This is a genomic window from Pseudomonas sp. NPDC089408 (genome assembly GCF_044749445.1).
Classification (GTDB): Bacteria; Pseudomonadota; Gammaproteobacteria; order Pseudomonadales; family Pseudomonadaceae; genus Aquipseudomonas.
In genome coordinates this window covers 307,882-334,154 of record NZ_JBIVHY010000005.1, presented here as the reverse complement: position 1 = coordinate 334,154, position 26,273 = coordinate 307,882, and the positions used below count along the sequence as shown (strand labels likewise).

Annotated in this window: 20 protein-coding genes and 2 pseudogenes; 15 read left to right on the top strand and 7 right to left on the bottom strand. The window is 63.0% G+C overall.

Annotated features, from left to right (window positions below; translation table 11 throughout):
* Positions 1-7 precede the first annotated feature (7 nt).
* The 3 genes from ACIP02_RS11525 to ACIP02_RS11515 all read right to left on the bottom strand — a co-directional run bounded on the left by ACIP02_RS11525 (position 8) and on the right by ACIP02_RS11515 (position 4,795).
* Positions 8-1,015, bottom strand: a complete 1,008-nt coding sequence (locus ACIP02_RS11525) for a FecR family protein (RefSeq protein WP_400616377.1) — start codon at positions 1,013-1,015, stop codon at positions 8-10.
* Between the two features lie 280 nt (positions 1,016-1,295).
* Positions 1,296-3,065 carry an acyl-CoA dehydrogenase C-terminal domain-containing protein gene (locus ACIP02_RS11520; RefSeq protein WP_400616375.1) on the bottom strand — a complete coding sequence of 590 codons (1,770 nt, stop codon included), beginning with the start codon at positions 3,063-3,065 and terminating at the stop codon, positions 1,296-1,298.
* A gap of 107 nt (positions 3,066-3,172) precedes the next feature.
* Positions 3,173-4,795, bottom strand: coding sequence for an acyl-CoA synthetase (locus ACIP02_RS11515; RefSeq protein ID WP_400616373.1), 1,623 nt, complete (start codon positions 4,793-4,795; stop codon positions 3,173-3,175).
* 194 nt (positions 4,796-4,989) lie between these two features.
* Between ACIP02_RS11515 and ACIP02_RS11510 the strand changes: the two genes are divergently transcribed.
* Both ACIP02_RS11510 and ACIP02_RS11505 read left to right on the top strand, forming a co-directional pair.
* Entirely contained in the window at positions 4,990-6,396 is a 1,407-nt protein-coding gene (locus ACIP02_RS11510; protein ID WP_400616370.1) for a sensor histidine kinase, read from the top strand.
* Positions 6,397-6,408: 12 nt separating this feature from the next.
* Positions 6,409-7,038 (top strand): response regulator transcription factor, encoded by a 630-nt coding sequence (locus tag ACIP02_RS11505; protein WP_400616367.1) that lies wholly within the window; start codon positions 6,409-6,411, stop codon positions 7,036-7,038.
* Positions 7,039-7,123: 85 nt separating this feature from the next.
* Here the strand turns inward: ACIP02_RS11505 and ACIP02_RS11500 are convergent, their stop codons facing one another.
* Positions 7,124-7,783, bottom strand: a complete 660-nt coding sequence (locus tag ACIP02_RS11500; RefSeq protein WP_400616365.1) for a pentapeptide repeat-containing protein — start codon at positions 7,781-7,783, stop codon at positions 7,124-7,126.
* Positions 7,784-7,848: 65 nt separating this feature from the next.
* Complete coding sequence (gene exaA / locus ACIP02_RS11495) at positions 7,849-9,744, bottom strand: quinoprotein ethanol dehydrogenase (protein WP_400616363.1); 1,896 nt, start codon at positions 9,742-9,744, stop codon at positions 7,849-7,851.
* Positions 9,745-9,998: 254 nt separating this feature from the next.
* On the opposite strand from exaA, the gene pedF reads away from it, so the two are divergent.
* The 12 genes and pseudogenes from pedF to ACIP02_RS11435 form a co-directional block, all read left to right on the top strand.
* Positions 9,999-10,460: a cytochrome c-550 PedF gene (gene pedF, locus ACIP02_RS11490; RefSeq protein WP_400616361.1), complete on the top strand. Its 462-nt coding sequence runs from the start codon at positions 9,999-10,001 to the stop codon at positions 10,458-10,460.
* Between the two features lie 5 nt (positions 10,461-10,465).
* A complete protein-coding gene (locus tag ACIP02_RS11485; RefSeq protein WP_400616358.1) occupies positions 10,466-11,341 on the top strand; it encodes a substrate-binding periplasmic protein in 876 nt (291 codons plus the stop codon).
* Positions 11,342-11,518: 177 nt separating this feature from the next.
* Positions 11,519-12,286, top strand: coding sequence for a quinoprotein dehydrogenase-associated SoxYZ-like carrier (locus ACIP02_RS11480; RefSeq protein ID WP_400616356.1), 768 nt, complete (start codon positions 11,519-11,521; stop codon positions 12,284-12,286).
* Positions 12,287-12,324: 38 nt separating this feature from the next.
* A complete protein-coding gene (locus ACIP02_RS11475) occupies positions 12,325-13,248 on the top strand; it encodes a quinoprotein relay system zinc metallohydrolase 1 (RefSeq protein WP_400616354.1) in 924 nt (307 codons plus the stop codon).
* Positions 13,249-13,663: 415 nt separating this feature from the next.
* Positions 13,664-15,451: a PQQ-dependent alcohol dehydrogenase PedH gene (pedH, locus tag ACIP02_RS11470; protein ID WP_400616352.1), complete on the top strand. Its 1,788-nt coding sequence runs from the start codon at positions 13,664-13,666 to the stop codon at positions 15,449-15,451.
* A gap of 160 nt (positions 15,452-15,611) precedes the next feature.
* Complete coding sequence (locus ACIP02_RS11465) at positions 15,612-17,132, top strand: aldehyde dehydrogenase family protein (protein WP_400616350.1); 1,521 nt, start codon at positions 15,612-15,614, stop codon at positions 17,130-17,132.
* 250 nt (positions 17,133-17,382) lie between these two features.
* Entirely contained in the window at positions 17,383-17,454 is a 72-nt protein-coding gene (gene pqqA / locus ACIP02_RS11460; RefSeq protein ID WP_400616459.1) for a pyrroloquinoline quinone precursor peptide PqqA, read from the top strand.
* Positions 17,455-17,580: 126 nt separating this feature from the next.
* A complete protein-coding gene (ercA, locus tag ACIP02_RS11455; RefSeq protein ID WP_400616347.1) occupies positions 17,581-18,744 on the top strand; it encodes an alcohol dehydrogenase-like regulatory protein ErcA in 1,164 nt (387 codons plus the stop codon).
* Positions 18,728-20,392, top strand: a complete 1,665-nt coding sequence (locus ACIP02_RS11450) for a NahK/ErcS family hybrid sensor histidine kinase/response regulator (protein WP_400616345.1) — start codon at positions 18,728-18,730, stop codon at positions 20,390-20,392. The genes ercA and ACIP02_RS11450 overlap by 17 nt, the downstream gene beginning before the upstream one ends.
* A 272-nt stretch (positions 20,393-20,664) precedes the next feature.
* A complete protein-coding gene (locus tag ACIP02_RS11445) occupies positions 20,665-21,078 on the top strand; it encodes an OsmC family protein (protein ID WP_400616343.1) in 414 nt (137 codons plus the stop codon).
* A 493-nt stretch (positions 21,079-21,571) separates the two neighbouring features.
* Positions 21,572-22,186 (top strand): hypothetical protein, encoded by a 615-nt coding sequence (locus ACIP02_RS11440; protein WP_400616457.1) that lies wholly within the window; start codon positions 21,572-21,574, stop codon positions 22,184-22,186.
* Between the two features lie 152 nt (positions 22,187-22,338).
* Positions 22,339-22,959, top strand: a pseudogene (locus ACIP02_RS11435) (type II toxin-antitoxin system HipA family toxin); the annotation flags it as partial.
* Positions 22,960-23,112: 153 nt separating this feature from the next.
* Here the strand turns inward: ACIP02_RS11435 and dsdC are convergent.
* Positions 23,113-24,051: a DNA-binding transcriptional regulator DsdC gene (gene dsdC, locus ACIP02_RS11430; RefSeq protein WP_400616341.1), complete on the bottom strand. Its 939-nt coding sequence runs from the start codon at positions 24,049-24,051 to the stop codon at positions 23,113-23,115.
* A gap of 21 nt (positions 24,052-24,072) precedes the next feature.
* On the bottom strand, positions 24,073-25,422 hold the full coding sequence (locus ACIP02_RS11425) for a D-serine ammonia-lyase (RefSeq protein ID WP_400616339.1): 1,350 nt from the start codon (positions 25,420-25,422) through the stop codon (positions 24,073-24,075).
* Positions 25,423-25,816: 394 nt separating this feature from the next.
* Here ACIP02_RS11425 and ACIP02_RS11420 point away from each other — a divergent pair.
* Positions 25,817-26,020: pseudogene (locus ACIP02_RS11420) on the top strand (DUF3077 domain-containing protein); the annotation flags it as partial.
* Between the last annotated feature and the right edge of the window lie 253 nt (positions 26,021-26,273).

The window sequence follows — 26,273 nt, the reverse complement described above, 5'->3', positions numbered from 1 at the left end:
GAGGGCGTTAGCCCTTGCCGGGCGGCGGCGAGATGCGGTTGAGCACGGTGCTGCCGTCCTTGCTGCGGGTCAGGTAGACCGGCAGCACCTTGGGCAGGTTGTTGACCAGGCGCGCCACTTCACGGGTGTTGTAGATGCCGCTGATGCGGATGCGCCCGGTGCTGGCATCGGCCAGCAGCAAGGGCGCGTCGAGGTAGCGGTTGATCACCGGCAACGCCTGTTCCAGGCTCAGGTTGTCGAGCACCAGCTTGCCGTTGCGCCACGCCAGGCTGTTACCGTAGTCGTCGTTTTGCTCCAGCTGTGGCTCGAAGTCACCTTTGTGGTAGCTGGCCTGCATGCCAGGGCCAAGGCGGTAACCGCCGGCGCTGCCATCACTGGAAACCAGTACCGAGCCTTCCACCAGGGTGACCTTGACCTGGTCCTGGTACTTCCACACGTTGAACTGGGTGCCGGTCACCCGCGTCTGGCCGCGGCCGGCATGCACGATGAACGGGTGGCTGCTGTCGTGCTGGACCTTGAAGAACGCCTCGCCACGCTTGAGCGTGACCTGGCGCTGGTCCTTGTAGTTGAGGTAGGTAAGCTCGGTATTGAGGTTGAGCTGTACCGTGCTGCCGTCGCTCAGCTCCACCGTTTGCATGCGGTCGCCGGCTTCGAAATGCTGGTAGTGGTTAGGCAGCCATCCTTGCTCCCAGCCCACCCAGCCGGCCAGCGGCAGCACCGCCAGGGCGATGGCGGCGGCCGAAGCCAGCGGCCGCCAGCTACGCGGGCGCCTGGCTGGCTTGGCCGTAGGGTTGAAGTCGATGACTGTGGCCGTGCGCGGCAGCAGGTCGGCGGTTTGCCAGATTTCCAGCATCGCCTGGTATTCCTCGGCATGCCGCGGGTCGGCCGCCAGCCAGCGGGCGAACGCCTCACGCTCGGCTGCCGTGCAATCTTCGGCATGCAGGCGCATGCACCAGTGCGCGGCGGCGTCGGTGATGGCATCGTCTGGGCTGGGATTGAGGCGGTCGTGGTTCATTGCGGCTCCGGGTTTTGCGCATTCTACCCTTGCTGAAGGGCCCCCGAGAACCGGCGTAATGGCGAATGACTATCAGTTGTGCCGGTTTTTCGTCGGATTTGCAACGGTTTTTCGGCGTTTGAGAACCTTTCGCGCACGCGATCGTATGGGGCTGCTTTGCAGCCCTATCGCGACACAAGGCCGCTCCTACAGGGGCAACGCCCAGCCGCGAGGTTGTCGCGTTCCTCTGTAGGAGCGGCCTTGTGTCGCGAAAGGGGCGCAAAGCGCCCCCGGCGGTCCATCAGAACTGCGCCGCCTCCAGCCCATAAAGGCTGCCACTACCCGCCCGAATGCTGGCCTCCAGCCCCAACCCCCGCGGCAACACCCGCTGGAAGAAGAACGCCGCACACGCAAGCTTCGCCCCATAAAACGCCGCATCTTCATCACGCCTGGCCAACGCCACCGCAGCCATCCGCGCCCACATATAGGCATACGCAGTCAGCCCGAACAGCTGCAGGTACTCCACCGCCACCGCACTGACCAGGTTGGCGTCTTCAGCCGCCCGCGCCCGCAGCCAGGCGCTGGTCGCCTCCAGCCGCGCCAGGCTGGCCTGCAAGGCCTCGCGGTGCAGAGGCGCGCCCACGCTGAACGCCCGCACTTCGGCAGCAAAGCTGGCCAGCGCCTGGCCGCCGTCGGCCAGCACCTTGCGCCCGAGCAGGTCCAGGGCCTGGATACCATTGGTGCCTTCATAGATCTGCGCAATGCGCACATCACGCACCCGTTGCTCCTGGCCCCATTCACGAATGTAGCCATGGCCGCCATACACCTGCTGGCCGAGTACACAGCTTTCCAGGCCATTGTCGGTGAAGAACGCCTTGGCCACCGGGGTCAGCAGCGCCACCAGGCGCTGGGCATGCTCGCGCTCACCGGCATCTTCGGCATAGCGCGCCAGGTCCAGTTGCTGGCCGACGTAGGCGGCAAACGCCCGGCCACCTTCGGTGAGGGTGCGCATGGTCAGCAGCATGCGCCGAACATCGCCGTGCTGGATGATCGGGTCGGCTGCCTTGTCCTGTGCCTGCGGGCCACTGGCGGCGCGGCTTTGCAGGCGCTCGTTGGCGTAACGGGCGGCGCTCTGGTAGGAGGCTTCGGCACAACCGATGCCCTGGATGCCGATGGACAGGCGCTCGTAGTTCATCATGGTGAACATCGCTGCCAGGCCTTTGTTCGGTTCGCCGACCAGGTAACCGGTGGCACCGTCGAAGTTCATCACGCAGGTGGCCGAGGCCTTGATACCCATCTTGTGCTCGATCGAACCGCAATGGGCGGCGTTGCGTGCGCCCAGGCGGCCATCGGCCTCGACCAGGTACTTGGGCACCAGAAACAGCGAGATGCCTTTGGCGCCGGCAGGCGCATCCGGTAGCTTGGCCAGCACCAGGTGGACGATGTTCTCGGTCAGGTCCTGTTCGCCGCCGGTAATGAAGATTTTGCTGCCACTGATGCGGTAGCTGCCATCGGCCTGGGGTTCGGCGCGGCTGCGGATCAGCCCTAGGTCGGTACCGGCCTGGGGTTCGGTCAGGCACATGGTGCCGGCCCAGCGGCCCTCGTACAGCGGCGGCAGGTACGTGGCCTTGAGCGCCTCGCTGGCATGGGCATCGATTGCCAGGCAGCTGCCGGCGCTCAGCGCCGAATACAGGCTGAAGCTGCAGTCGGCGGCGTAGAGCATTTCTTCGAACAGCACGCCGAGCATTTTTGGCATGCCCATGCCGCCATGTTCGGGGTTGCCGCCCAGGCCGACCCAGCCGCCTTCGCGGTAAGTGTGCCAGGCCTCTCGGAAGCCGTCGGGGGTGGTGACTGAGCCGGCGTCGAAGTGCACGCCTTGTTCGTCGCCGTTGCGGCTGAGTGGGGCGATCAGCTGGGCGGTAACCTTGGCCGCTTCTTCAAGGATGGCGTCGGCGGTGTCGGCGTCGATGCGCTCGGCCAGGGCGGGCAAGCGGGCCCACAGGGCCGGGGCGTTGAAGACGTCGTGCAGGATGAAGCGCATGTCGCGCAGGGGGGCGGAGTAGGTGGTCATGGGTGGCTCTTGAAAGGGGAAATCAGGATTGGCCCTTTCGCGGGTGAACCCGCTCCTACAACGGTCTGTGTAGGAGCGGGTTTACCCGCGAAAGGGCCGCTACAGGATCAGAGGGCTTTGGCCCGATCGCGCAACACGTACTTCTGGATCTTGCCGGTCGAGGTCTTGGGCAGCTCGCCGAACACCACGGTCTTGGGCACCTTGAACCCGGCCAGGTGTTCGCGACACCACCCGGTGATGTCGGCCTCGCGGGTGTCTTCACGCCCCGATTTCAGGGCAATGAAGGCGCACGGCGTTTCCCCCCATTTCTCATCCGGGCGTGCCACCACGGCGGCTTCAAGCACTGCCGGGTGCTTGTACAGGGCGTCCTCGACCTCGATGGTGGAAATGTTCTCGCCACCGGAAATGATGATGTCCTTGAGCCGGTCCTTGATCTCGACATAACCGTCGGCATGCCACACCGCCAGGTCGCCGGTGTGGAACCAGCCGCCACGGAAGGCTTCGGCGGTGGCTTCGGGGTTTTTCAGGTAGCCCTTCATCACCGTGTTGCCGCGCATGAAGATCTCGCCCAGGGTATTACCATCGCGTGGCACCGGCTCGAGGGTTTGCGGGTCGGCGACCATCAGGCCGTCCAGGGTCGGGTAGCGCACACCCTGGCGCGACTTGATCCGCGCGCGCTCTTCCAGCGTCAGCTCGTCCCATTCATCGTGCCAGGCGCACACGGTCACCGGGCCGTAGACTTCGGTCAGGCCATAGGTATGGGTAACCTTGATGCCCATTTCCTCGACGGCGCCAATCACCTTGGCCGGTGGCGCGGCGCCGGCGACCATGGCCTGTACCGGGTGCTCGATGGCCGCCTTGGCTGCCTCGGGCATGTTGACCAGGGCGTTGAGCACGATCGGCGCGCCGCACAGGTGGCTAACCCGGTGTTCGCGGATCAGGGTCAGGATTTTCTGCGGGTCGACCCGCCGCAGGAACACATGGGTGCCGGCCAACGCGGTGATGGTCCAGGGGTAGCACCAGCCGTTGCAGTGGAACATCGGCAAGGTCCACAGGTACACCGGGCGGTGGCCCATGGCCCAGGTGATCTGGTTGCCCAAGGCGTTCAGGTAGGCGCCACGGTGGTGGTAGACCACGCCCTTGGGGTTGCCGGTGGTGCCGGAGGTGTAGTTCAGCGAAATTGCCTGCCACTCGTCATCCGGCCATTCCCAGGCAAAGTCCGGGTCGCCTTCGGCAAGCAGGGCCTCGTAGTCCAGTTCGCTGACCGCACGGCCTTCGCCGTACTCCGGGTCATCCACATCGACCACCAGCGGCGGGTGTTCGAGCAGCGCCAGGGCGGCCTCGACCACCGCGTGGAACTCGCGGTCGGTGATCAGCACCTTGGCCTCGCCATGCTGCAGCATGAAGGCAATGGCCTCGGCGTCCAGGCGTACGTTAAGGGTATTGAGCACAGCGCCGGTCATGGGCACGCCGAAGTGGGCTTCGAGCATGGCCGGGGTGTTTGGCAGCATCACTGCCACGGTGTCGCCACGGCCAATGCCGCGGCCAACCAAGGCGCTGGCCAGGCGTCGGCAGCGTTGGTAGGTATGCTGCCAGTTGCGGCGGATGGCGCCGTGGATGACCGCCGGGTAGTTGCCGTACACGGCAGCGGTGCGTTCGATGAAGCTCAGCGGGGTAAGGGCGACATGGTTGACGGCAGCGGGCATCAGGCCCTGGGCATAGATCGACATGCGGTAATCCTGTAGGGGAGGCAGGCGCAACCTGTGCTGCCTGGCCCCCGATGGCTGATTGTTAGCTCTGTTCAGGGTGCAGAGAGGCGGACGGTGGGCCGCTCCCTCTGTCGCAGTTTTACGCGATTCGCTATATTAGTAGGAATATCGACTATAGCAATATAGTAAAACTACTATAAGAAGGGCCGCCTGCCGTGGACAAGACTGTTTCCCCCTTGCTCGCCAGGGACCCACAACCCAGCCTGCTGCTGGCCAACGATGCCCGCCCGCTGGCCCTGAACCCGGCGTTGCAGGCCTGGGTCGCCGAGGGGCCGACGCTGGCCGCCTGGCTGCCCGCCAACTGCGCAGCGCTGGTACGTGCCTGCCTGCGCCAGCAGCGGGCGATCAGCGATGTCGAAGTACAGGTCGGCGAGCGCATCGTGTTGTGGACCTTCGTGCCGGACGACCACGGCCAGCAGGTTGTGGGTCGCTGCCGTGACGCCAGCGAAGAGCGCCGAGGTGCACGCGAGGCCAGCCGCGCCCGGCGCCTGTACCGGCTGATCATCGAAAACACCACCGACCTGATCTCGCGGCACAGCCCCGATGGCCGCTTTCTCGATGCTTCACCGGCCGCCTACCGCCTGTTGGGGCTATGGCCCGAGCAATTGCGTGGCATGCCGGTGTACAGCCTGCTGCACCCGCGCGAGCGGCGCCAGGTACTGCGCCAGGCGGCCGCGGCACTGGACCAGGATGGCTACCACACCATGACCTGCCGGGTACGCCAGGCCACTGGCGGCTACCGCTGGTTCGAGATCGCCAGCCGGGCGATCCGCGAGACCTACACTGGCGCGGTGGTGGAGGTGGTCAGCGTGTCCCGCGACATCACCTTGCGCATCGAAGCCCAGGAAAGTTTGGCCCACAGCGCCCGCCTGGCCACCTTGGGCGAACTGGCCTCGGGCATTGCCCATGAAATCAACCAGCCATTGGCAGCCGTGGTCAACTATGCCAACGCCAGCCAGCGCTACCTGCACAGCCTGGCGCGCGACCCACAGGCCCGCGAGCGGGTTGGCCAGGGCCTGCAGCGCATCAGCGAGCAGGCCACCCATGCCGCCGAAGTGATCCGCCGTCTGCGCGCCTTCCTGCGCAAGGGGCCACGCCGCCTGCAGGCGCTGGACGTGGCTGAAGTGGCCGGCGAAGCCATGCGCCTGTGCGCCTGGGAGGCTGCGCGTGACCAGGTGCAGGTCGAGTTGCGCATGAGCGCGCAACTGCCTTGGGTGTATGCCGACCGGGTGTTGCTGGAGCAGGTACTGCTCAACTTGCTGCGTAACGCCATCGATGCCAACCGCGAGCAGCATGGCGAGCGGCCGTCACGTATCCTGCTCGGCGCCGCACGCGAGGGCGACGGCGTGCTGGTCGAGGTGGCCGACCAGGGGCCGGGCGTGGCGCCCGAGCGCCTGGATGAAATATTCACGCCGTTCACCACCAGCAAGGCCGACGGCCTGGGCCTGGGCTTGAGCATGAGCCGCAGCCTGATCGAAGGTTTTGGTGGCAGCCTGTGGGCACGGGCGGGGGATGACGGCGGTCTGGTACTGTGCTGCCGGTTGGCGGTCAGCAGGGGATAAGGGGAAGCTGCGGTGCAAGCGAAAGTGTATGTGGTCGATGACGACCAGGGGATGCGCGACTCGACGGTCTGGCTGCTGCAGTCGGTGGGCTTGCAGGCCCTGCCGTTTGCCACCGGGCAAGCATTTCTCGATGCCTGTGTCGATGACGGGCCTGCCTGTGTGCTATTGGATGTGCGCATGCCGGGGCTGGGCGGGTTGGCAGTGCAGCAGGCGATGCGCGAGCGCGGCCTGACGCTGCCGGTGATCTTTGTCAGCGGCCATGCCGATGTGCCGATCGTGGTGCGGGCGTTCAAGGCCGGTGCCTGCGACTTTATCGAAAAGCCCTACAACGACCAGTTGCTGCTCGACAGCGTGCAGGCAGCACTGGAACACGCCGGGCGGGCCAGGCAGGGTGACCAGGCGCAGGCACGGGTACAGGCGCGTATCGACGGCCTGACGCCGCGTGAGCGGGATGTGTTCGTGCCGTTGGCCCAGGGCTTGAGCAACCGCGAGATTGCCGAGCAGCTGGGTATCAGCGTGAAAACCGTCGACCTGTACCGCGGGCGGGTGATGAAGCGGCTGCAGGCCACCAGCCTGGCAGAGCTGGTGGGCATGGCCATTGCCTGCGGGGCGGTCGAGGCGTTGGGCCTGCGAGCCCTGTAATTGCAACCTGTGCGGGTTATGTGGGCAGAACGGGCTTGCTCAAATTCACGCACAGGGGAAATGAGCGGCTTGGACAGCGATGGGTTCATTTGTCCCAGGTTTCAGGGCAGCCCGTGCACCCCTCCATGTTGGCCTCCTGAAAATTCCCATAGTGCTGTCGCGCCCCACGCAAGTCAGCGCGTGCCAGGTTGCTCTGGCCGAACTTGGCCTCCTGCAGGTTGGCATCGCCCAGGTTGGCCCCTTGCAGGTCGGCCTTGCTCAGCCAGGCCATTTCCAGGTCCGCCGCCTGCAGGTTGGCCTGCTGCAGCTTGGCCCCGGGCAACCGGGCGAACTGCAGGTAGGCCGCGCTGAGGTCGGCTTTCTCGAACTGCGCTCCCTGGGCGAACAAGCCCCAGCCCTGAATGGCCACCAGGCGGCTACGGCTCAGGTCGGCCAGACGCAGGTTGCTTTGCTGCAGGCTGGCGCGGGTCAGGTTGGCGCCTTGCAGGCGGGCTTTCTCCAGGTTGGCCAAGTCCAGCTGGGCGTGACGCAGGTCGGCATCGCGCAGGTCGGCGCCGGCCAGGTTCATCTTGCGCAGGTCCTGGTTGGCCAGGTTGGCACCGCGCAGGTTGGCGCCCGGGCACTGGCTGGCTTCGGCAATGATGCAGCCATTGATGGCCAGGGGTGTATCGTTGCCATCTTCATCAGTAGTTGCCGCCAGGGCCGGGGTGAGTACCAACAACAGGGCGAAGGGCAGGTAGTTCATCGCGAAAGGCTCTCGACAGGAAAAGGGCAAAACGGGGAGGGGCACAGGCCGCTCCCCGCTGCAGGTCACCGCTGTGCGGTCTTGTTGTCCCAGCTCGGGATCTTGAACACCCAGAACGAGCCACCCTGGGCCACCGGCTTGGTCAGCTCGGCCATGTCGCCACCCCACAGCGGCACCGCGCCGCCGTAGCCGACCGTCACGCCGATGTACTGCTCGCCGTCCTGTTCCCAGGTTATCGGCGGCGAGACGATGCCGCTGCCGGTCTGGAACTTCCACAGCTCCTTGCCCGTCTTGGCGTCGAAGGCCTTGAAGAAACCATCGCCGGTGCCGGTAAACACCAGGTTGCCCTTGGTTGCCAGCACGCCAGCCCACAACGGCAGGTGCTCCTTGTGTTCCCACACCAGTTTGCCGGTGGACGGGTTCATGGCGCGCAGGGTGCCGACGTGGTCGTCGTACATGCGCTTGATGCGGAAGCCCATGCCCAGGTACGCCGAGCCTTTCTTGTAGTTCACTTCCTCGGTCCAGTACTCCTCCTTCCACTGGTTGCCAGGGATATAGAACAGGCCGGTGTCCTGGCTGTAGGCCATGGGGTTCCAGTTCTTGCCCCCGAGGAACGGCGGCGACACCTCGACCGGCTTGCCCTTGGTTTCACCCGGTAGCGGCTTGGCCGGGCGCTGGCCAGGGTTTTCCACCGGGCGCCCGGTCTTCAGGTCGATATGGCTGGCCCAGGTGATGTTGTCGACAAAGGGGAAGGCGTTCTGCAACTTGCCGTTGTTGCGGTCGACCACGTAGAAGAAGCCGTTGCGGTCGGCGTGGCCGGTGGCCTTGACCACCTTGCCGTCCTTGTCCTTGTAGTCGAACAGCACCAGCTCGTTGTTGCCAGAGAAGTCCCAGGCATCGTTGGGGGTGTGCTGGTAGAACCATTTGACTTCGCCGGTACTCGGGTCGACGCCGACCTGGCCAGAGGTGTACAGGCTGTCGAAGTCATGCGGGTTGCCGTCTTTCGAGGTGCGCGCCCAGGTGTTCCACGGGCCCGGGTTGCCCGCACCGACAATGATGGTGTTGGTCTCGGGGTCAAAGCTGGCGCTCTGCCATGGGGCGCCTCCGCCGTGGCTCCAGGCTTCGACCTTACCGGTTTCGGTGGTCGGGTCATCCGGCCAGGAGGGGGCCTTTACGTCGCCGGTCGGGCTGCTGTCCTTGCCGTTGAGGCGGCCCATGTGGCCTTCGACAAAGGGCCGCATCCACACTTCTTCGCCGGTGTCCGGGTCGCGCGCGAACAGCTGGCCGACCACGCCGAACTCATCCCCGGAGCTGCCGTGAATCAGCAACACCTTGCCACTGGTCTTGTCCTTGATCAGCACGGGCGCGCCGGTCATGGTGTAGCCGGCGCTGTGGTCGCCGAACTTCTTGTTCCACACTACCTTGCCGGTGTGCTTGTCGAGGGCGATGAGCCGCGCATCGAGGGTGCCGAAGTAGATCTTGTCGCCATAGATGGCCGCGCCACGGTTGACCACATCACAGCACGGGCGAATGTTGTCGGGCAGGCGGTGGTTGTAGGTCCACAGGCGCTTGCCGGTTTTGGCATCGAGGGCGAATACCCGCGAGTACGAGCCGGTGACATAGACCACGCCATCGCTGACGATGGCCTGGGATTCCTGGCCGCGCTGCTTCTCGTCGCCAAACGAGTAGGACCAGGCCGGCGTCAGCTTGAACACGTTCTGGTCATTGACCTGGGCCAACGGGCTCCAGCGCTGAGCATTGGTGCCCATGCCGTACTGCAGCACGTCGTGGGTGGTGAGGTGATCGTTGGCGATGTCTTCCCAGGTGACGTTCTTGCCGGCAGGTGCCGCAGGGGGGGTGGCCGCTGTTGCCACGCTGCCCAGGGCCAGGCTACCGGCCATCAGCAGCACGCGCACGCTCAGGGCCAGAGGGGAAAGGGCGGGTAGCGATCTTATTGTCATGGTTGCAGTTCCCAGTGGAGGTTTTGGCCTGCACAGGGTGGGCTGCAGCGACAGTTGCGGGATACGGAAAAAGTCCCGCCCTTGCCGGGAAGAGTTCCCGGCCGGCACCTCATTTGGCCCTTCGCCACAAGCCCTACTACCAAGGGAGTAAGGCCCGGCCACCAAAGCAGCATTCGGCCGCCTGCGGGGTGTTTTTAAGATGGCGGCACGGCCTCTGTGGTTGAGGCTCTGCGTGCAATGGTGAGGGCATAACAATGACAAAAAAACGCAATGTGTTGCTTGCTGCAGGTCTGCTGGCCGGGGCGGTGTTGACCGGTACGGCCTGGGCCCATGGCAACGTGGTCCCGCAGGCTGTGGAGACCAAGGGCCTGACCCCGATCAAGGACGCTGGCGTGAGCCTGGACGCTGACGGCTGGGCGGCGGTCAACCCTTACCGCAGTTCACCTGAACACGACAAGGCGGTGGAAATCGGCGCCTCGGCCTACAACCAGAATTGCGCGGCCTGCCACGGCCTGGAAGCCAAGTCGGGCGGCATTGCCCCCGACTTGCGCATGCTCGATGAAGGCGACGCTGGCGATGAATGGTTCGTCGAGCGCGTGCGTCACGGCGCGGTGCGTGACGGCCGCGTGTACATGCCGAAAATGGCCGACTACCTGAGCCAGGAAGCCCTGTGGGCGGTACGCACCTATCTGGACAGCGTCCACGTCGAGGAGTAACGGCCATGCGTCTGTGGGCGGTGCTGTTGAGTAGCCTGCTGCTGTGCTGCGCAGCAGCCCAGGCGCAGGTGCGCAACTACGACGCGATCATCGCCGCCGGCGAGCTGAAGGTGGCGGTGTACAAGGATTTTGCGCCTTACAGTTTCCAGGACCACGGCCAGCCGCGTGGCGTCGATGTGGAACTGGCGCAGGCGTTGGCCGAGGCCATGGGCGTGCGCCTGCAACTGATCTGGGCGCCGCCCGGGGAAAAGCTCGACGACGACCTGCGTGACTACATCTGGCGCGGTAGCCCGCTGCGCCATCAGCAGTTGGCCGACCTGATGATGCGGGTGCCGTACGACCACGATTACGCACAGAAGCGCAACGAGCTGGGTGAACTGGAAAACGCCCAGGTGGTGATGTTCGGCCCCTATCAGGAAGAGCGCTGGCAAGTGGCCTATGACCGTCGCCGGCTGGCCTCGGTGGCCAGTGTCGCGGTGTTCCAGCAGCACCCGATCGGCGTCGAGGTGGACAGCGTGCCATCGTTCTACCTGACCTCGGTGTTCAACGGCATGCTCAGCGCCAGGGCCCACCATTACCCCAGCGTGCAGCAGGCGTTTGCGGCCATGCAGGCTGGCCAGGTGGACGCGGTGATGGCCATGCGCGGCGAAGTCGACTGGCAACTGCACCAGGCCGCCGACCCGCAATGGGCCCTGGCGGAAAACGCCTACCCGAACCTTGGCAAGCAAGCCTGGGAGATCGGCATGGCGGTGCATGAAAGCAACCGGCAGCTGGCGTATGCCGTGGAAGAGGCGCTGGAGGGGTTGATACGGGATGGGCGGTTGAAGGCGATCTATAGCCGTTACGGACTGCGCTATCAAACCCCGGAAATGTATCAATAGCTGATCCAGCAGGCCTTGATATCAAATGGGCGACACAACTCCCTGTGGGAGCGGATTCACCCGCGAAGAATGCGACACGGTGTATCGCACCGGCATAGCCGGTGTTCGCGGCTAAAGCCGCTCCTACAGGGGGCCAGGCAAGGCTGAAAGCCATTTGTTGATCCATGGGAGCGGATCATGAAACTGAGAGCAACTGTCTTGCTGGCCTGCTGGCTACCCTGGGCCGCCCAGGCCTTGGCCAGCGCGCCAACTGCCAACAACGACCCGGTACCCTCGGTTATGTGGGACTTCTACCACAAGCAACTGCTGGGCCAGGCACCCTTCGTCTTCGATGACCGGGTCAAGCTGCTGGCGCCGCCGTTTGCCGAGGATGCCCGCCAGGTGCCGCTGGAGATCGATGCCCGGGCATTCACCGGCGAGGTGGTGCGTATCATCGCCTGGGCCGAACTCAACCCGCTGCCACGCATTGTCGACTTCCAGCCCGGCGAGCGCGTGCTGCCCTGGCTGTCGATCCGCATCCGCATTGAACAGGCCACGCCCCTGCGTGCGGCCGTGCTTACCCGCGACGGCCTGTGGCATGTTGGTTCGACCTTGATCGATGCCGCCGGTGGCGGCTGTACCGCCCCCAGCGTGGTGCGCACCCAGCCTGGCTGGGAAGAGCACCTTGGCGAGGTCCTGGGTGGGCGCTACCCGCGTGGCGACAGTAGCCGTTTGCGCCTGCAAGTAGCCCACCCGATGGACAACGGCCTGGTCAGCGGCATTCCCGAATTCTTCCTCAACCATGCCGAACTGCAAGGCGCCGACGGCCAGCGCCTGGCCAGCCTTGAGCTATACCCGGCCGTTAGCGAAAACCCCAACCTGGGCTTTGATATCCAGGGCGCCGGGCCGACCCGGCTGCTGTTGCAGGACAACAGCGGCAACCAGTTCGAGGCGGCGTTGCCCTGAGCGTGCAGCCTGACCAAACCCCTGACCGGAGCGCTTACATGCGTTGGATACTGCTATTGCTGCTGTGCCTGGGGCTGCCGGCCCAGGCCGATCTGGAATACCGGCTCGCGCCCAGGCAGATCGCCGAGGGCACCTGGTTGCTGGAAGGCAGTACCGACAATTTTGCCAAGGCCAATGGCGGCAATGTGGTCAACACCGCGTTCATCGTGACCGACAGCGGCGTGGTGGTGATCGACAGCGGGCCGTCGAAGCGTTATGGCGAGGCGTTGCGCCAGGCCATTGCCGCCATAACCGACAAGCCGGTGCTGGAAGTGCTGCTGACCCATCATCACCCGGACCATGTGCTGGGCAACCAGGCTTTCGCCGATGTGCCCATTGGTGCCTTGGCCGGTACCGCTGAGCTGCTGCGCCAACAGGGCGATGCCATGGCCGAGAACATGTACCGCCTGGTTGGCGACTGGATGCGCGGCACCGAGGTGGTACTACCGACCCGGGTGGTGGAGCCAGGTGTGACTGAGGTAGGCGGGCACCGGCTGCGCTTGCTGGGGCTGGGCGGGCATACCGGTGCCGACCTGGCGATTTTCGACGAAAAGACAGGCGTACTGTTCGCGGGCGACCTGGTCTTCTACCAACGTGCCCTGACCACGCCCAACAGCCCCGGGCTGGACGTTTGGCTCAACGACCTCGACACCTTGCAGGCGCTGCCGTGGAAGCAGCTGGTGCCCGGGCATGGCCCGGTGGCCAGCGATGCGCAGCCATTTGTGCAGATGCGCGACTACCTGGGCTGGCTGGATGCCCTGATGCGTCAGGGCGCCGCGCGTGGCGACGACATGGCCGAGATGATCCGCAGCCCGATCCCCGAGCGGTTTGCCGGTATCAGCCTGACCCGGTATGAGCTGATTCGCAGTGTCAGCCACTTGTATCCCCGTTACGAACGCCAGCAACTTCAGCGCTTGCCGTGAGACTTTCTGTGCCTGCGAGATCGAGCGCCGCCCGCGCGGCGCTTCGCGGGGCAAGCCCGCTCCCACAGTCTGTTTCGGGCCAATCACTCCTGTGAGTTCACCGCTGGCCGCCTTGTTTGTTCCATTCGATATCGGCTGCGCCACTTCTCTTCATCAATCTCCAGCCATGCACCCAGGGTGCGCGCGCCAAAGGCACAGGAATAATTGGCCCGAAATAGATGTGGGAGCGGCCTTGTGCCGCGAAGCGCCGCGCGGGCGGCGCTCGATTTCCGCACCAGCCCATGTCCCCAGCCGATACCAAGGAACTAGAAAACTCCGCACTCCTGGCAATTGTTGGCGAGCAGGCCGCGACCAAGAATTCTCGGCACACCGGGAAATTTTCCCGGACACAACAAAAAAACCAAAGGTAGCCGACATGACCCGATCTCCACGTCGTCCCGCGTTCGCTGTGAGCCTGGTGCTCAGCGCCATGCTGCTTGCCGGCGCGGCCCACGCCGCCGTCAGCAATGACGAAATCCTTCAGGACCCGAAGAACCCGCAGCAGATCGTGACCAACGGCCTGGGCGTGCAGGGCCAGCGCTACAGCCCGCTGGACATGCTCAACAGCAACAACGTCAAGGAACTGCGCCCGGTCTGGGCGTTTTCCTTCGGCGGCGAAAAACAGCGCGGCCAGCAGGCACAGCCGCTGATCAAGGACGGGGTAATGTACCTGACCGGCTCCTACTCGCGGGTGTTTGCCGTGGACGCGCGCACCGGCAAGAAGCTGTGGCAGTACGATGCCCGCCTGCCCGACGACATCCGCCCGTGCTGCGACGTGATCAACCGTGGCGTGGCGCTGTACGGCGACCTGGTGTTCTTCGGCACCCTCGACGCCAAGTTGGTGGCACTGAACAAGGACACCGGCAAGGTGGTGTGGAGCAAGAAAGTCGCCGACCACAAGGAAGGCTACTCGATCAGCGCTGCGCCAATGATCGTCAACGGCAAGCTGATTACCGGTGTCGCCGGCGGCGAATTTGGCGTGGTGGGCAAGATCCAGGCCTATAACCCGGAAAACGGCGAGCTGCTGTGGATGCGCCCCACCGTCGAAGGGCACATGGGCTATGTGTACAAGGACGGCAAGGCCATCGAAAACGGCATATCCGGTGGCGAAGCCGGCAAGACCTGGCCCGGCGACCTGTGGAAGACCGGCGGTGCCGCGCCGTGGCTGGGCGGCTACTACGACCCGGAAACCAACCTGATCCTGTTCGGCACCGGGAACCCGGCGCCATGGAACTCGCACCTGCGCCCGGGTGACAACCTGTATTCCTCGTCGCGCCTGGCGCTGAACCCGGACGACGGCACCATCAAGTGGCACTTCCAGAGTACGCCGCATGACGGCTGGGACTTCGACGGCGTCAACGAGCTGATCTCGTTCAACTACAAGGACGGCGGCAAAGAGGTCAAAGCGGCCGCCACCGCTGACCGCAACGGCTTCTTCTATGTGCTTGACCGCACCAACGGCAAGTTCATCCGTGGCTTCCCCTTCGTCGACAAGATCACCTGGGCCACCGGCCTGGACAAGGATGGCCGGCCGATCTACAACGAAGCCAGCCGCCCGGGCGCCCCGGGTAGCGAAGCCAAGGGCAGCTCGGTGTTCGTCGCGCCAGCCTTCCTCGGTGCCAAGAACTGGATGCCGATGGCCTACAACAAGGACACCGGGTTGTTCTACGTGCCGTCCAACGAGTGGGGCATGGACATCTGGAACGAAGGCATTGCCTACAAGAAGGGCGCGGCGTTCCTGGGTGCCGGTTTCACCATCAAGCCACTCAACGAAGACTACATCGGTGTACTGCGCGCCATCGACCCGATCAGCGGCAAGGAAGTGTGGCGCCACAAGAACTACGCGCCACTGTGGGGTGGGGTGCTGACCACCAAGGGCAACCTGGTGTTCACCGGCACCCCGGAAGGCTACTTGCAGGCGTTCAACGCCAAGACTGGCGACAAGGTCTGGGAGTTCCAGACCGGCTCCGGCGTGCTTGGCTCGCCCGTTACCTGGGAAATGGACGGCGAGCAATACGTTTCGGTGGTTTCCGGCTGGGGCGGCGCGGTACCACTGTGGGGCGGTGAAGTGGCCAAGCGGGTCAAGGACTTCAACCAGGGCGGCATGCTCTGGACCTTCAAGCTGCCCAAGCAGCTGCAGCAAACCGCAAGCACCCAGCCGTAACGCAACCCTGCCGCCTGCTGCCGGTGCCCTGGCGGTAAGCGGCCCTACTACCAAATGACGAGAGCCCCGCTGCCAACGATGCATTCGCCCGGCAGGCGGGGCTTTTTACCATCGGTCCATCGCCTGTCGCCGGACAGGCATCGACCCGCAGAGGCTCAGCATGATCTACGCACAACCCGGAACTCCAGGCGCCGTCGTGTCCTTCAAGCCACGTTATGGCAACTTCATCAATGGCAAATTCGTGGCGCCCCTGGCTGGCCAATACTTCACCAACAGCTCGCCGGTCAATGGCCAGCCAATTGCCGAATTCCCCCGTTCCACCGCCCAGGACATCGAACGTGCACTGGACGCCGCGCATGCCGCCGCCGATGCCTGGGGCAAGACTTCGGTGCAGGACCGTGCCCTGGCACTGCTGAAAATTGCCGACCGCATCGAGCAGAACCTGGAAGTGCTGGCGGTTACCGAAAGCTGGGACAACGGCAAGGCCGTGCGCGAGACCCTGAATGCCGACGTGCCGCTGGCGGCGGACCACTTCCGCTACTTTGCCGGGTGCATCCGCGCGCAGGAAGGCGGTGCCGCCGAAATCAACGAAGGCACCGTGGCCTATCACATCCATGAACCCCTGGGCGTGGTGGGGCAGATCATTCCGTGGAACTTCCCGTTGCTGATGGCGGCCTGGAAGCTGGCCCCGGCTCTGGCCGCCGGCAACTGCGTGGTGCTCAAACCGGCGGAGCAGACGCCGCTGTCGATCACCGTGTTTGCCGAACTGATCGCCGACCTGTTGCCGGCGGGTGTGCTGAACATCGTCCAGGGCTTCGGCCGTGAGGCCGGCGAGGCGCTGGCGACCAGCAAACGTATCGCCAAGATCGCCTTCACCGGTTCTACCCCGGTGGGCTCGCACATCATGAAATGCGCGGCCGAGAACATCATTCCGTCGACCGTGGAGCTGGGCGGCAAGTCGCCGAACATCTTCTTCGAAGACATCATGCAGGCGGAACCGGCGTTCATCGAGAAGGCTGCCGAAGGCCTGGTGCTGGCGTTCTTCAACCAGGGCGAAGTGTGCACCTGCCCGTCCCGGGCGCTGATTCAGGAGTCGATCTACGAGCCGTTCATGGCCGAGGTGATGAAGAAAATCGGCAAAATCACCCGCGGCAACCCGCTGGACACCGCGACCATGGTGGGTGCCCAGGCTTCGGAGCAGCAGTACGACAAGATTCTCTCGTACCTGCAAATTGCCAGGGAGGAGGGCGCACAGCTACTCACCGGCGGCGCTGCCGAGCGCCTGCAGGGTGACCTGGCCAGCGGTTATTACATCCAGCCGACCCTGCTCAAGGGCCACAACCAGATGCGGGTGTTCCAGGAAGAAATCTTCGGCCCGGTGGTGGGGGTGACCACGTTCAAGGACGAAGCCGAAGCCCTGGCGATTGCCAACGACAGCGAGTTCGGCCTGGGTGCCGGCCTGTGGACCCGCGACATCAACCGTGCCTACCGCATGGGCCGCGGGATCAAGGCCGGGCGCGTGTGGACCAACTGCTACCACCTGTACCCGGCGCATGCGGCATTTGGCGGCTACAAGAAGTCGGGCGTGGGGCGTGAGACGCACAAGATGATGCTGGACCATTATCAGCAGACCAAGAACCTGCTGGTGAGCTACGACATCAATCCGTTGGGCTTCTTCTAAACCGCGTCGCCTTCTTCGCGGGTAAACCCGCTCCCACAGGTTGCTGCGCAGGTTTCAAGATCTGCGCAGTACCTGTGGGAGCGGGTTCACCCGCGAAGAGGCCGGCACTGCAATAGACAAATCCGCAGTGATTCGCTGCCTCCTACCAACGCCCCCCGCAAATTCGTTCCAAAGTAGCATTCGCCCCCGCCGCCCCCCATGCATTAATGCCTCTACCGGAATCACCCGGCAGAAGAAGAGGACTTGCCCTATGTGGACCAAACCCGCCTACGCCGACCTGCGCATTGGCTTCGAAGTGACGATGTATTTCGCCAATCGCTGATGTCTGTCCGGCCACCCTTGCGGTGGCCGGGTCTTTAACCCGGATGCCGCTTTGGTCTGGTTGCTTTCGCGGCGGGATGCTTTACGCTGGCGGTTACCTTCCAGAACAATAAGAACAGGCTTCCCGATGAGCCAGAGTTTCAGCCCGCTTCGCAAGTTTGTATCGCCTGAAATCATCTTCGGTGCCGGCTGCCGGCACAATGTCGCCAATTACGCCAAAACCTTTGGTGCGCGCAAGGTGCTGGTGGTCAGCGACCCCGGCGTGATCGCCGCTGGCTGGGTGGCCGATGTCGAGGCCAGCTTGCAGGCCCAGGGCATCGATTACTGCCTGTATAGCGCCGTGTCACCCAACCCACGGGTCGAAGAGGTGATGCTCGGTGCCGAGATCTACCGGCAGAACCACTGTGACGTGATCGTTGCCGTCGGTGGCGGGAGCCCGATGGATTGCGGCAAGGCCATCGGCATTGTGGTCGCCCACGGGCGCAGCATCCTCGAATTCGAAGGCGTGGACATGATCCGCGTGCCCAGCCCGCCGCTGATCCTGATCCCGACCACCGCCGGCACCTCGGCGGACGTGTCCCAGTTCGTGATCATCTCCAACCAGCAGGAGCGCATGAAGTTCTCCATCGTCAGCAAGGCGGTGGTGCCGGATGTGTCGCTGATCGACCCGCAAACCACCCTGAGCATGGACCCGTTCCTGTCGGCCTGTACCGGCATCGATGCGCTGGTGCATGCCATCGAAGCCTTCGTTTCCACCGGCCACGGCCCGTTGACCGACCCTCATGCGCTGGAAGCCATGCGCCTGATCAATGGCAACCTGGTGGAGATGATCGCCAACCCTGGCGACATTGCCCTGCGCGAAAAGATCATGCTCGGCAGCATGCAGGCGGGGCTGGCGTTCTCCAACGCTATCCTCGGCGCAGTGCATGCCATGTCGCACAGCCTGGGGGGGTTTCTCGACCTGCCGCACGGCTTGTGCAACGCGGTGCTGGTGGAGCATGTGGTGGCGTTCAACTACAGCTCGGCACCGGAGCGTTTCAAGGTGATTGCCGAAGTGTTCGGCATCGATTGCCGTGGCCTCAACCACCGGCAGATCTGCGGGCGCCTGGTGGAGCACCTGATTGCCCTGAAGCATGCCATCGGCTTCCATGAAACCCTGGGCCTGCACGGGGTACGCACCTCCGATATCCCGTTCCTGTCGCAACATGCGATGGACGACCCGTGCATCCTCACCAATCCACGCGCGTCGAGCCAGCGAGATGTCGAGGTGGTCTATGGCGAGGCCCTCTGACGAGCAGCAACGGGCGCTGGCCGGGCTGCTGGGGCTGGGCGACCACTCGGCGCGCAAAAGCCATTACCCGGAGCTTTCTGCCCGCCTGGATGAACTGGAGGCCGAGCGCAACCGCTACAAATGGCTGTTCGAAAACGCCGTGCACGGGATTTTCCAGGCCAGCCTGCAAGACGGCATGCGTGCTGCCAACCCGGCGCTGGCGCGTATGCTGGGTTATGACGACCCGCAAGCACTGCTGTTTTCCCTGACCGACCTGGCCACCCACTTGTTCGATGGGGGGGCTGAAGAGCTGCAGGCAATTACCACGATCCTTGCCCGTGAGCACAGCCTGAACGGTTATGAAACCCGCCTGCGGCGCAAGGACGGCAGCCACCTCGATGTGTTGATGAACCTGCTGCTCAAGCCCGGCCAGGAAGGGCTGGTGGAGGGGTTTGTTGCCGATATCACCGAGCGCAAGCAGGCCCAGCAGCGCCTGCAGCAGCTCAATGACGAACTCGAGCAACGGGTCGCTGCGCGTACCGATGAGTTACTTGAGGCGCGTGATGCCGCCGAAGCCGCCAACCGCAGCAAAGACAAGTACCTCGCTGCCGCCAGCCACGACCTGCTGCAACCACTGAACGCCGCGCGCCTGCTGATTTCGACGTTGCGCGAGCGGCGATTGCCCGAGGCCGAACAGGTGTTGGTGGAGCGTACTCACCAGGCCCTGGAGGGGGCCGAGGACTTGCTGACCGACCTGCTGGACATCTCCCGCCTGGACCAGTCAGCGGTCAAACCGGACGTGGCCGTGTACCACCTGGACGAACTGCTTGCGCCGCTGGTGTCGGAGTTCCGCTCGGTGGCCGATGCGGCGGGCTTGAACCTGCACGCGCGCATTGCTGACTACGCGATCAGCACTGACCTGCGGTTGCTGACGCGGATCCTGCGCAACTTCCTCAGCAACGCCTGCCGTTACACCGACGAGGGTCGAGTCCTGTTGGGCGCGCGGCGTCGCGGCGATCACCTGCGCCTGGAAGTGTGGGATACCGGGCGGGGCATTGCGCAAGACCGGTTACAGGCTATCTTCCTGGAGTTCAACCAGCTGGACGTTGGCCGCGCGGCGGATCGCAAGGGCGTGGGCCTGGGCCTGGCCATCGTCGAGCGGATCGCCAAGATTCTCGGCTACCGGATCGAAGTCCGCTCGTGGCCGGGGCGCGGTTCGATGTTCAGCATCGAAGTGCCGCTTGGCAAAGCGTTGCCGCAGCCCATTCAACACGCCATGCCACAGCCAAGTGCCGGTAACCCGCTACCGGGCCGTCGCCTGCTGGTGCTGGACAACGAAGTGAGCATCCTCGAAAGCATGGGCGCGCTATTGGGGCAGTGGGGCTGCGAGGTGGTCACCGCGACCGACCAGGAGGGTGCCTTGCGGGCGTTACAGGGGCGCGCACCGGAGCTGATCCTGGCGGACTTCCACCTGGATCATGGCGTGGTCGGCTGCGAGGTGGTGCGGCACTTGCGCGAGCATTTTGCCTCGGCCATTCCGGCCGTGATCATTACTGCCGACCGCACTGACCAGTGCCGGCGTTCGTTGCAGGAAATAGGGGCGCCGCTGCTGAACAAACCCGTAAAACCCGGAAAGCTGCGCGCAGTGTTGAGCCAGTTGTTGGGATAGAGCAAGTTTGCGCGGTCCCCTGTAGGAGCGGCCTTGTGTCGCGATCGGGCTGCGCAGCAGCACCAGCAATTTGTGCATTTACGCTGGCATCCTGGGGCTGCTGCGCAGCCCGATCGCGACACAAGGCCGCTCCTACAAAGGTCCGCGTTCACCAGGCGGAACGCTGGGACCCGTTTTCATTGTCTGCCGCTAATCATGTCGTGCTTCTATCATTCAACCCCCACAGCCCTCGCAACGGGGCCTTTCAGAACAATCATCAATCAGGAGTTTCCATGGCAGAGCGAGCAATCCGCGCGTCTTACGCAGGCGTGGCGTACCAGGTGAACATCACCGATGGCCAGCACCAGTGGGCCAGTGACGTTGACACGCAGGCAGGTGGCAGCGATGCAGGGCCGTCGCCGCATGCGCTGTTGCTCTCATCGTTGGGGGCCTGCACTTCGATCACTGTTGCCATGTATGCCCAGCGCAAGGAAATGCCACTGCAAGCCATCAATGTGGACATCAACATCGAGCAGGAACAACTGGGGCGTGAACCCAAGCTCCAGATCTCTCGCGAAATCAGCCTGCACGGGGCGCTAAATGACGAACAACGCGCGCGCTTGCTCGAGATTGCCAATGCCTGCCCCATTCACAAGGTATTGAGCGGCGAAATCTTCATTACCAGCAAACTCCGCGCCGCGAACTAGAGCAATCAAAGCCGGCCAGGAAGTTTGGATCCAGTCGTCACTAAAAACTTCCTATTCGGTCAGCTTGCAGGAAGTTAGTTAACTAACTAATGCGGCTTTAAATACCGCTGGTCGGTGGTCTTGTTCGAAAAATGAACGATTTGCTTGCGGCTCGTTCATATTGGCCAGCGGGTGTATTCCTCCAGAACTGCACCTTGCGCCTTTGCTCAGAAAGTAATGGACGTTCGACCTCATCTGCATCGTCGGGATGCACGTGGGGCTTTTTTTTACCTGAATATTGGAGCAATGCCATGCCCAATCGAGGCTCATCGGGTGAGCCATTGCCTGTGTGAAATAACAGTCTGCACTTTAACTTAACGATATGAATTTGGTCTTGCTGTTGCGATCAAGGCGTTCGCCTGTTTATAACAAGACCCTCTGGTTTCAAGTATTGCGTGGAGAATTCGACGTGGAGATCAATACAATTATTAGCCTGTTCGGGCAGAAAGAATCCATGGAAATGGTGCGGATGTCGGTGATTTATATTCATTTGCTGGCGTGCTGCATCGCGATAGGCCTCGTGTTTGCGAGTGATGTTGAAATGGTCAAGGATTTATTGAAAGGGCATAAACAAGGCGGGCACGACAGTACCCATATGGCGCGTTTGCAGAAGTCTGTGGCCAATGCCTTGATATTCTTGTGGCTGAGCGGTATCGCTGTCATTGGTCTCGATTACCTGGAAAAAGGCATGAACTATTTCGCCAATCCTAAACTTCAGGCGAAAATCATTATTGTCTTGTTACTGACCTTCAATGGCATGTTGTTGCATCGTTATGTATTGCCTGCCCTGCTCAAAGCGGGCTCGTTACTCGACCTGAATGTTGGCGTGCGCACGTTCGCCCTGTTCTCCGGCGCCTTGTCGGGTGTGTCTTGGTTATATGCGGCAATGCTTGGCGTGTGCCGCCCGCTGGCCTGGAAGTACTCGTTGACCGAATTGCTGATGGCCTATCCGGTGTTGATCCTGCTTGGCTTTGCCATGATGGCCACATTGACCCAATGGGCGCGAAAACGCCGTCTGGCCAAAGCGACACAAGCGCCAGCCTGGCCACTGGCGGGTATTCCCTGCTGATTGCCTGAGGTACGCCTTGCGCGAAAACGCCGCGAACCGGTAGCCCGGTTCGCGGCGTTGTTGATCTCACGGGGGAGTGAGGTGGGGAGATAAATCAACAATACTGTGGGCTATCCACTGTTTAAGCCTTTAAGCACCAGTAAAATGGGGCCTACGCCGAATGCCTGCGCAAATGCGCCATCGCCACACCAGAAACGCAGTACTTCAGCCTGCCCAATGGGATGGCAGGGTTTGCCAGCAAGCGCTTCGACCGGCAGCAGGGCATGCGTGTACCCATGCAGAGCCTTGCGGCTTTCACGGGGGCTGACTTCCAGTCACCGGGTGTTCTTGATTACGTAAATTTCGTGCGGGCAACGCAGATGTGTACCAACGATGTACGTGAAATGGCGGTGGCGTTCGAGCGTGCAGTCTTCAACATTGCGTTCAATAACAGAGACGATCATCCGAAGAACTTTGCCTTCCTGATGTCGCCAGAAGGTCGCTGGCAATTGGCACCGGCCTACGACGTGACGTTCTGTGAAGGGCCAGGTGGCTACCACCAGATGGATGTGATGGGCGAGGCGCTGGCAGTTTCCCGCGCACAAGTGCTAAGGCTTGCTGAAGAAGCCGAAGTACCTCTGGACGTTGCCTGCAAACTGATTGACCGCATCTGCGATGTGGCCGGTCAGTTTGCAAGCATTGCCGGGCAACTGTGCCCAGGGGCTATCACCCGTGATACCTTGCAGACAGTTCAAGGGCGGATTGATCAGAACGTTGCCTTGCTGCGCCAGTGACAGCCTGAAGTCTGCACCATACCTGTGGGAGCGGCCTTGCGCCGCGATGGGCTGCAGAGCAGCCCCACGATTTCAGCATCACCGTATATATCGACGGGGCCGCTTTGCGGCCCATCGCGACACAAGGCCGCTCCCACAGAGGCTGTTGATTTCCTAAAATTCAGCCTGAGCGGCTTTCACCAGCCAGTCAATCAACACCTGCAGCCGCTTGGGCATGCCGTCATGGTGCGGGTGAACCAGGTAATAACCGTGATTGGACGTGTCGCGAAAGCCACCAAAAGGCAACACCAGTTCACCCTTGCCTATGCGCTCGCGCACCAGTTGTTCCCGGCCAATGGCGATGCCGGCATGGTTCAGCGCGGCAAGCGTGCAAAGGTCGGAGCGATCGAAGGTCAGGAACCTGCGCGGGAGGTGCACGTCGGTGGCCGTGGCGTTGGCCCACTGCTGCCATTCTGCATCGAATGCAGCGTTGTCCCAGGCCGCCACATCATGCAAGGCGGTGCAGCGCCCCAGCTGCTGCAGCTCGCCGGTCAAACCATGGCTTTCTGCGTATTGGGCAGAACACACTGGGGCAATCCGTTCGCCCATCAAGTGAATGCTGGTAAGCCCTGGGTGGTGGCCATCCGAATAACACAAGACCAGGTCGATCTTGCGGGTTCGGTAATCGATGCTCTCGTTACCCACCCTGATATCCAGCTGGATATCAGGGTAACGGGAGGTGAACCGGGCAAGGCGTGGCACCAGCCAGCACTGCGCGACCGACGGGCGAACGTACAGGGTCAGCTGGCCGGCAATCTCGCCATGCGCGCGTTCCTGAACGGCTTCGTTGATCTCGTCCATCGAGCGCTGCATGACCGCGAACAGGCGTTCGCCGTCCTCGGTCAGGCTTACCTTGCGCGGCATGCGGTTGAACAGTTTCAACGCCAGCTCACGCTCGAGCCGGTTGATGCGGTGGCTCACGGCGCTTGCGCTCAGGCACAGCTCATCGGCCGCACGCGCAAAGCTCAGGTAGCGCGCAGCGACCAGAAACACATGCAGGCTGCCCAGATGGGCACCATTGAGCTTGATTGCGCCGCGGCCGGGCTTGTTCACTCAGCAGTCCTTGTTCACAGGTTACGGACGCGTCAGCAGGGCACGGCCTTTGGCCAGGTAAGCGTCAAACTCGGTTGCTGGCACCATGCTACCGCCCGTTCCCCATACAAGATGCGTGGCATTTTGCAGCTGGGTTGGGGTGTAGCCCAGGCGCGCCAGGTATTCGCCGGATTGTAATACACGGGCCATGCCGGGCACGCCCGCCAGCGCAGAAGGTTCCAGCTTGACCTCGTCCTGCTCGAAGGCAATGACCATCAGGCGGTACAGCGCTTCGTCAGTAACGGTGTAGTAGCCATCGATCAGCCGCTGCATGGCCTTGCCGACAAACCCCGATGGGCGCCCGACCGCCAGGCCATCGGCGGCGGTAATGTTGTCGATGCCGAAGTCCTGCACACTGGTTTCATCGTGCAGGCCGGTGTACACCCCCAGCAGCATGCAGGGGGAGTGGGTGGGCTCGGCAAAGATGCAATGCACGGCGTCACCGAACACCAGCTTCAAACCGAATGCGACGCCACCAGGGCCGCCGCCGACACCGCAGGGCAGGTAAACAAACAGCGGGTGATCGGCGTCCACCTTGATGCCGGCCTGGCCGAATTGCCGCGCCAGGCGCTCGGCCGCTACGGCATAGCCCAGAAACAGTTGCGGGGAGTTCTCGTCGTCAACGAAGTAACAGCTGGGGTCGGATGCGGCCTGCTGGCGGCCTTGTTCGACGGCAACGCTGTAATCCGACGCGTGTTCAACGACCGTTACACCGTTGGCGCGCAGCTTGTCCTTTTTCCACTGCCGGGCGTCGGACGACATATGCACGCTTACCTGAAAGCCCAGCTTCGCGCTCATGATGCCAATCGACAACCCCAGGTTACCGGTCGAACCCACGGCGATCTTGTACTGGCTGAAGAACGCACGCGCCTGCTCACTGGCCAGTGCCACATAGTCATCGGTGGGCGTGATCAGGCCGGTCGCCAAGGCCAGGTCTTCAGCGTGCTTGAGCACCTCATGGATGCCGCCGCGGGCCTTGATGGAGCCTGAGATAGGCAGGTCACTGTCTGCCTTGAGCCACAGGCTCCCCACGTTCTGCAGTGCGCTCTCTTCGAGCAGTTGCTGGCGAAGCTTTGGCAGTGGGGCGATGTGCGACTCGATAACCCCGCCAGTGGCTGCCGTTTCGGGGAACACGGTGGCGAGGTAAGGCGCGAACCGCCGTAGCCGCTCGCTGGTGGCCTGCACGTCTTCAGCCGTCAGGCCCACGTCGCTCAACGCGTCTGACGCGTTGGCGATGCCCGGGTTGAACCAGCTGGTTTCCTTCAAGGTAACCAGGTCGGTGATGATCGGGTGGCTTTGTTGCCAGGCTTCCAGGGTTTTTCCGTGGATCATGATTTCACCTGTAGTGTAGTGTTCACCCAATTAACGTCATGTAGCCTGTTCGACTCAAACGATCATTCCTCACCCTTCGGGTGAGCCTGTGTCATGCATGGCGACAATGCTGAAAATGGCTCAACAGTGCGCCGACCAGGTACAGTTCAAGGCTGCCAGGGCAATCTCGTGCCGGGGTGGGAAAGAGGCAGGATAACGCAGCGGGCGTCGGATATTGCGCTTGGACGCTATTGAAGTGTTGACTGAGCTGGCCTCTTCGCGGGTGAACTCGCTCCCACAGGTGCAGCGACTGCCTCGCGGCATGTGGGTTTCCTGTAGGAGCGGGTTCACCCGCGAAGAGGCCAGCACAGGCATCAGATCTTGTGCAGGGAACGGCCAGTGACCACAGTATTGGCAAGCCGGACCGCTGTTCCGTATCGAAGCCGGTATCCCTTGCCAGAGCGCCCGCGAGCAAGCTTCGGAGCTGATGGGCTACGCACGGGACATGACCCTGAATGGACTGATGGAAGACAAGCCCCGACTGATCTGGGCCTCGCACTACCTTTGTGCTTTGGCCAAGGCGCTTATGGATGATGCTGAGTTAGGCATGATGAAGTGATTTGAACAGCGTGCCTTGGCTTGCCTGATTTATTGCCTGTACCGGCCTCTTCGCGGGCACGCCCGCTCCCACAGGATCTTCGTAGTCCTCAAGAGTTGCACGGTACCTGTGGGAGCGGGCGCGCCCGCGAAGAGGCCAGCACAATGCGCGCAGTACTAACGGCAGCGTCGTGCATTTGCGTCCAAGGTAGCAGCAGGCGCTATAGCGGGCTTTCAGTGGGCTGGGCCAGAAGCCACGCTGACACCTGCCAGCG